General features: G+C 38.9%; 12 protein-coding genes. All 12 read left to right on the forward strand.

Annotated features, from left to right (window positions below; genetic code table 11):
* Positions 1 to 650, forward strand: a 650-nt coding sequence (rplB, locus tag K8S13_RS14515; protein WP_291463537.1) for a 50S ribosomal protein L2, incomplete at its 5' end; no start/stop codon positions are given.
* A 61-nt stretch (positions 651 to 711) separates the two neighbouring features.
* Complete coding sequence (rpsS, locus tag K8S13_RS14520; RefSeq protein WP_291463538.1) at positions 712 to 987, forward strand: 30S ribosomal protein S19; 276 nt, start codon at positions 712 to 714, stop codon at positions 985 to 987.
* Positions 988 to 1,025: 38 nt separating this feature from the next.
* Positions 1,026 to 1,364: a 50S ribosomal protein L22 gene (gene rplV / locus K8S13_RS14525; RefSeq protein WP_291463539.1), complete on the forward strand. Its 339-nt coding sequence runs from the start codon at positions 1,026 to 1,028 to the stop codon at positions 1,362 to 1,364.
* Between the two features lie 12 nt (positions 1,365 to 1,376).
* Entirely contained in the window at positions 1,377 to 2,027 is a 651-nt protein-coding gene (gene rpsC, locus K8S13_RS14530) for a 30S ribosomal protein S3 (RefSeq protein ID WP_291463540.1), read from the forward strand.
* 52 nt (positions 2,028 to 2,079) lie between these two features.
* Positions 2,080 to 2,487, forward strand: coding sequence for a 50S ribosomal protein L16 (gene rplP, locus K8S13_RS14535; protein WP_291463541.1), 408 nt, complete (start codon positions 2,080 to 2,082; stop codon positions 2,485 to 2,487).
* A 6-nt stretch (positions 2,488 to 2,493) separates the two neighbouring features.
* Positions 2,494 to 2,691, forward strand: a complete 198-nt coding sequence (gene rpmC / locus K8S13_RS14540; RefSeq protein ID WP_291463542.1) for a 50S ribosomal protein L29 — start codon at positions 2,494 to 2,496, stop codon at positions 2,689 to 2,691.
* Between the two features lie 17 nt (positions 2,692 to 2,708).
* Positions 2,709 to 2,969, forward strand: coding sequence for a 30S ribosomal protein S17 (gene rpsQ / locus K8S13_RS14545; protein ID WP_291463544.1), 261 nt, complete (start codon positions 2,709 to 2,711; stop codon positions 2,967 to 2,969).
* Between the two features lie 16 nt (positions 2,970 to 2,985).
* Positions 2,986 to 3,354 (forward strand): 50S ribosomal protein L14, encoded by a 369-nt coding sequence (gene rplN / locus K8S13_RS14550; RefSeq protein ID WP_291463545.1) that lies wholly within the window; start codon positions 2,986 to 2,988, stop codon positions 3,352 to 3,354.
* Between the two features lie 41 nt (positions 3,355 to 3,395).
* Positions 3,396 to 3,710, forward strand: a complete 315-nt coding sequence (rplX, locus tag K8S13_RS14555; RefSeq protein WP_291463549.1) for a 50S ribosomal protein L24 — start codon at positions 3,396 to 3,398, stop codon at positions 3,708 to 3,710.
* A 21-nt stretch (positions 3,711 to 3,731) separates the two neighbouring features.
* On the forward strand, positions 3,732 to 4,271 hold the full coding sequence (rplE, locus tag K8S13_RS14560; protein WP_291463546.1) for a 50S ribosomal protein L5: 540 nt from the start codon (positions 3,732 to 3,734) through the stop codon (positions 4,269 to 4,271).
* A gap of 19 nt (positions 4,272 to 4,290) precedes the next feature.
* A complete protein-coding gene (locus K8S13_RS14565) occupies positions 4,291 to 4,476 on the forward strand; it encodes a type Z 30S ribosomal protein S14 (RefSeq protein ID WP_291347566.1) in 186 nt (61 codons plus the stop codon).
* 48 nt (positions 4,477 to 4,524) lie between these two features.
* A complete protein-coding gene (rpsH, locus tag K8S13_RS14570; protein ID WP_291463548.1) occupies positions 4,525 to 4,923 on the forward strand; it encodes a 30S ribosomal protein S8 in 399 nt (132 codons plus the stop codon).
* Positions 4,924 to 4,960 lie beyond the last annotated feature (37 nt).

Consider the following 4,960-nt stretch of genomic DNA (forward strand, 5'->3'; position numbering starts at 1 on the left):
AATATCGTATTATTGATTTTAAAAGAGATAAAGAAGGTATCCCGGCCAAGGTATCAGCTATTGAATATGACCCCAACAGGAGTGCCCGGATTGCTCTTTTAGTTTATGCTGACGGTGAAAAAAGATATATTTTGGCACCATTGGATGTAAAAGTCGGTGATATTCTGGAAACAGGACCAAAAGCTGATATTAAACCGGGTAACTGCATGCCCCTTGAAAATATTCCAACGGGTACAAGGATTCATAATATTGAATTAAAGCAGAACAAGGGTGGCCAGATTGTTAGAAGTGCCGGCGGTTATGCACGGCTTATGGCAAAAGAAGGCACTTATGCTCAGGTTCTTTTACCTTCAGGCGAGGTTAGAATGATCCACCTGAAATGCAAAGCGACTGTCGGCAGAGTAGGTAATGAAAAACATGGTGATGTTAAAATCGGTAAAGCAGGTCGGTCTCGATGGATGGGAAGACGTCCGTCTGTTCGTGGTGTTGCCATGAACCCTGTTGATCATCCCATGGGGGGTGGTGAAGGAAGATCCTCAGGTGGCAGGCAGCCTTGTACACCTTGGGGTGTGCAGACAAAAGGCAAGAGAACCAGAAAGAGTACCAGAACTGATCAGTATATTGTTAAAAGAAGAGCTAAGAGAAAATAAATACCAAGAGAAAATAAATACCAAGAGAAAATAAACCAAGAGAATATAAACAGGTTGAATTATGCCAAGATCATTAAAAAAAGGACCCTACATTGCACCCCATCTTTTAAAGAAAGTTTTGGGAGCAACTCAATCCAAAAGCAACAAAGTTATCAAAACCTGGTCGCGTAGATCCACTATATTTCCTGAAATGGTCGGTATTACATTTGCTGTACATAACGGTAAAAAATTTATACCGGTCTTTGTTACAGAAAATATGGTTGGTCATAAACTTGGTGAGTTCTCACCTACTAGAACATTTTGGGGCCATGCAGGAGATAAAAGATCCAAGAGGTAATTTTTTTACCTAAAGGATTCTGATTAAAGGATATAGATATGGAAGTTAAAGCAACTACAAAATATACAAGAATTTCACCATTTAAGCTTCGGTTGCCCATTAATGAAGTAAAAGGCAAAAACGCCGGGCAAGCCCTGACGCTTTTAAAATTTATGCCGCTCAAAGCCGCAGGAATCATTTATAAAACCTTGCAGTCAGCTATCGCTAATGCTGAGCATAACAATGAGATAGATGTGGATAAGCTGATTGTCAAAAATATAATTGTTGATCATGGTCCTACTATGAAACGGTTCAGACCAAGAGCCAGGGGAAGAGCAAGCAGGATTTTGAAAAGAAGCAGTCATTTAACTATAATTGTTGAAGAAACTGACAAATAGGAGGAGATAAGCTTGGGTCAGAAAGTACATCCAACCGGATTTAGATTAGGCATAATCAGGACATGGGATTCCAGATGGTATGCGGACAAGGACTATCCCTCTTTTGTTAAAGAAGATTTCAAAGTCAGAAAGTTTTTGAAAAAGAAGCTCTTTCATGCCGGTATTTCAAAAATAGAAATAGAACGGTTTTCTAAACAGATTCGACTTAGAGTGTTTGCAGCAAGACCCGGTATTATTATCGGGAAAAAAGGATCAGAGATTGCATTGCTTAAACAGGAACTTGAAAAAATGCTTGAACCTGCAGTGCTGATAGATATCAAAGAAGTCAGACGTCCTGAAATTGATGCCCAGTTGGTTGCAGAGAATATTGCACTTCAGCTGGAAAGAAGAATTGCTTTTAGAAGAGCGATGAAACGAAGTGTGTCCTCTGCCATGCGGTTTGGAGCAAAAGGAATTAAAATTATTTGTGCGGGTCGCTTGGGAGGTGCTGAAATGGCAAGAACCGAGTGGTACAAAGAAGGCCGCATTCCGCTTCATACCTTAAGGGCTGATGTCGATTACGGTTTTACTGAAGCAAGAACTACATACGGAACCATTGGAATTAAAACTTTTATTTTTAAGGGTGAAGTATTAAATCCTGGCGAACAAGCCCTATCTAAATAGAAGGGGTTAAATTCAGGCGACCAAGAGAGATAATATTTGGAGAATTTGAAAAATGCTTAGTCCGAAAAATGTGAAATTCCGTAAACAGTTTCGTGGTAGAACAAAGGGATCACCCAACAGAGGTAATACCTTAAGCTTTGGTGACTTTGGCCTCCAGGCAATCGAATGCGGATATATAAGTGCGAGACAGATTGAAGCTGCAAGGGTTGCTTTAACCCGCCATGCAAAAAGAGCAGGTAAAAGCTGGATCAGATTTTTCCCTGATCATCCCGTTACAAAAAAACCGGCAGAAGTCAGAATGGGTAAAGGTAAGGGGGCCACAGATGCTTGGGTTGCCAGAGTAAAACCTGGTAAAATTCTTTATGAGATGGAGGGTATCTCAAGAGATGTTGCCAAAGAGGCCATGCGACTAGCTGCCAGAAAACTTTCTGTGAAAACCCGTTTTATGGAAAGGAACTAACTAAACATGAAAGCTATTAAAATTAGAGAGATGAAAGCAGATCAGATGAAAGAAAAACTTGTAGAATTAAAAAAAGAGCTTTTTAATCTTCGCTTTCAGAACGATGTAGGACAGCTTGAGAACACATCGACACTTTCAAATGTCAAAAAAGATATTGCAAAACTTTACACAATATCTAAGGAAATGAACGTAAACATAGGCTAATTTACGAAGATACTACTATGGAAAATATTCAAAAAAACAAAAGAGAGCTGATAGGTCTTATCATATCAGATAAAATGGATAAATCAGTCGTTGTTCAGATCGAAAGATTTGTCCAGCATAAGATTTATAAAAAATTCATGAAACGATATAAAAAATACCATGCTCATGATGAGAAAAATGAATGCAGAATCGGTGATATAGTTAAAATCATCGAGACAAGACCTTTGAGCAAGCTGAAACGTTTCCGAGTCAATGAAATCGTTAAAAAAGCTGTTTGATTAAAGGAGTTGAGAAATGATTCAGAGTGAAACAAGGTTAACGGTTGCAGACAACTCCGGAGCAAAGGAATTGTACTGCATCAAGGTACTTGGTGGATCCAAAAGACGATATGCCAGCATAGGTGATATCATCACTTGTTCTGTTAAGGAAGCTATCCCCAATGCAAAAGTAAGCAAAGGTGATATTGTACAGGCGGTGATTGTCAGGACGAAAAAGGAAATATCCAGACCCGACGGTTCAATGATCAGATTTGATGATAATTCAGCTGTCATTTTATCAAAAACAAATGAACCGGTTGGAACGCGTATTTTTGGTCCGGTGGCAAGAGAGTTAAGGGCAAAAAGATTTATGAAAATTGTCTCTCTGGCTCCTGACGTGCTTTAATTATCAGCTTATTAGGGAAAATTCTTATGGAAAATATGAAAATTAGAATAAAAAAAGATGATAAGGTTAAAGTATTGACCGGGAAAGATAAAGGTAAAATCGGTAAAGTACTCAAGGTTGTTAAAAAGACCAACCGAGTCATTGTTGAAAATATTAATGTTGTTAAGGTCCATCAGAGACCAACACAGGCAAATCCACAAGGTGGTATCGTGGATAAAACCATGCCGATTCAAATTTCTAATCTTATGGTTATGTGCAACTCGTGTGTTAAACCAACAAGAGTTGGAATGAAGCAGTTGGAAGATGGAAAACGGGTCAGAATCTGTAAAAAATGCAATCAACAGATAGATTCTTAAGACCAAAGGCGGAGAGAATAGATGTCAACTCTTAAGGAAAAATACAATAACGAGGTTGTTCCCGAGCTTAAAAAAACCTTTGATTATATAAATGAATTACAGGTGCCTAAGCTAGATAAAATCGTGTTAAACATGGGGCTTGGAGAAGCGGTCAGAAATCCAAAGATTGTTGATCCGGCAGCTGCTGAACTGGCGTTGATCGCCGGACAAAAGCCAGTAATTACAAGAGCTAAAAAACCGATTGCAAATTTTAAGCTTCGCGCTGACCTGCCCATCGGGTGCAAGGTTACCCTGCGCAGTGAAAAAATGTATGATTTTTTAGATAGACTTGTGAATATTGCTTTACCTCGTGTCAGGGACTTCAGAGGAATATCCGGAAAAGCTTTTGATGGCAGGGGCAATTATACCCTTGGTATTACAGAGCACATTATATTTCCTGAAATTGATTATGATAAGACCGAGAGTATCAAAGGTCTTAATATTACTATTGTGACGACAGCTAAAACTGATGAGGAAGGCAAAGTATTTCTGAAGTTATTGGGAATGCCTTTCAAAAATTAAGGATCTTAAGGAGGAAAGCTTGGCTAAAAAAGCTTTAATCGCAAAGGCGCAGAGGAAACCAAAGTTTTCAGTACGTGCATATAACAGATGCCCCTTATGCGGTAGACCAAGAGCATTTATTAGAAAAGCTGGTATTTGCAGAATTTGTTTCAGGAAACTTGCTTCAGAAGGCAAGCTTCCTGGTGTTACCAAATCAAGTTGGTAAGTAACAAATTTTTTAAACTATATCAGCAGATTTTAAGGAGATTTTAAAATGGCAAGTAGTGATCCAATTGCGGACATGCTGACAATCATAAGAAATGGTGGTAAAGCAGAGTTTGCTAAAGTGGATATCCCCGGATCTAAAATTAAATTGGAAATGGTGCGGGTGCTGAAAGAGCAAGGATATATAAAGGATTTTAAGTTCCTTGAGAATGAGACACAGGGGCTGATTCGTGTCTATTTAAAATATGTATCTGAAGGACAGTCCACAATCTTTGGAATTGAAAGAGTCAGTAAACCATCTTGTAGGGTTTACAGTAAATCAAAACAAATTAAGCCGGTTTTGAATGGCCTGGGCATATCGATTGTCTCAACCTCAAAAGGGTTGATGACAGACAAACAGGCTATCGAAGCGAACGTCGGCGGTGAAATTCTCTGTAATGTATGGTAGGTCAGGAGTAATATATGTCTAGAATAGGAAAAAAGCC

This window comes from Desulfobacula sp. (assembly GCF_021107415.1).

Bases quoted from the DNA above. Each gene is read 5' to 3' on its own strand.
- rpsS (WP_291463538.1), top strand. From the start codon at position 712: ATGCCAAGATCATTAAAAAAAGGACCCTACATTGCACCCCATCTTTTA.
- rplV (WP_291463539.1), top strand. From the start codon at position 1,026: ATGGAAGTTAAAGCAACTACAAAATATACAAGAATTTCACCATTTAAG.
- rplP (WP_291463541.1), top strand. From the start codon at position 2,080: ATGCTTAGTCCGAAAAATGTGAAATTCCGTAAACAGTTTCGTGGTAGA.
- rpmC (WP_291463542.1), top strand. From the start codon at position 2,494: ATGAAAGCTATTAAAATTAGAGAGATGAAAGCAGATCAGATGAAAGAA.
- rpsQ (WP_291463544.1), top strand. From the start codon at position 2,709: ATGGAAAATATTCAAAAAAACAAAAGAGAGCTGATAGGTCTTATCATA.
- rplN (WP_291463545.1), top strand. From the start codon at position 2,986: ATGATTCAGAGTGAAACAAGGTTAACGGTTGCAGACAACTCCGGAGCA.
- rplE (WP_291463546.1), top strand. From the start codon at position 3,732: ATGTCAACTCTTAAGGAAAAATACAATAACGAGGTTGTTCCCGAGCTT.
- rpsH (WP_291463548.1), top strand. From the start codon at position 4,525: ATGGCAAGTAGTGATCCAATTGCGGACATGCTGACAATCATAAGAAAT.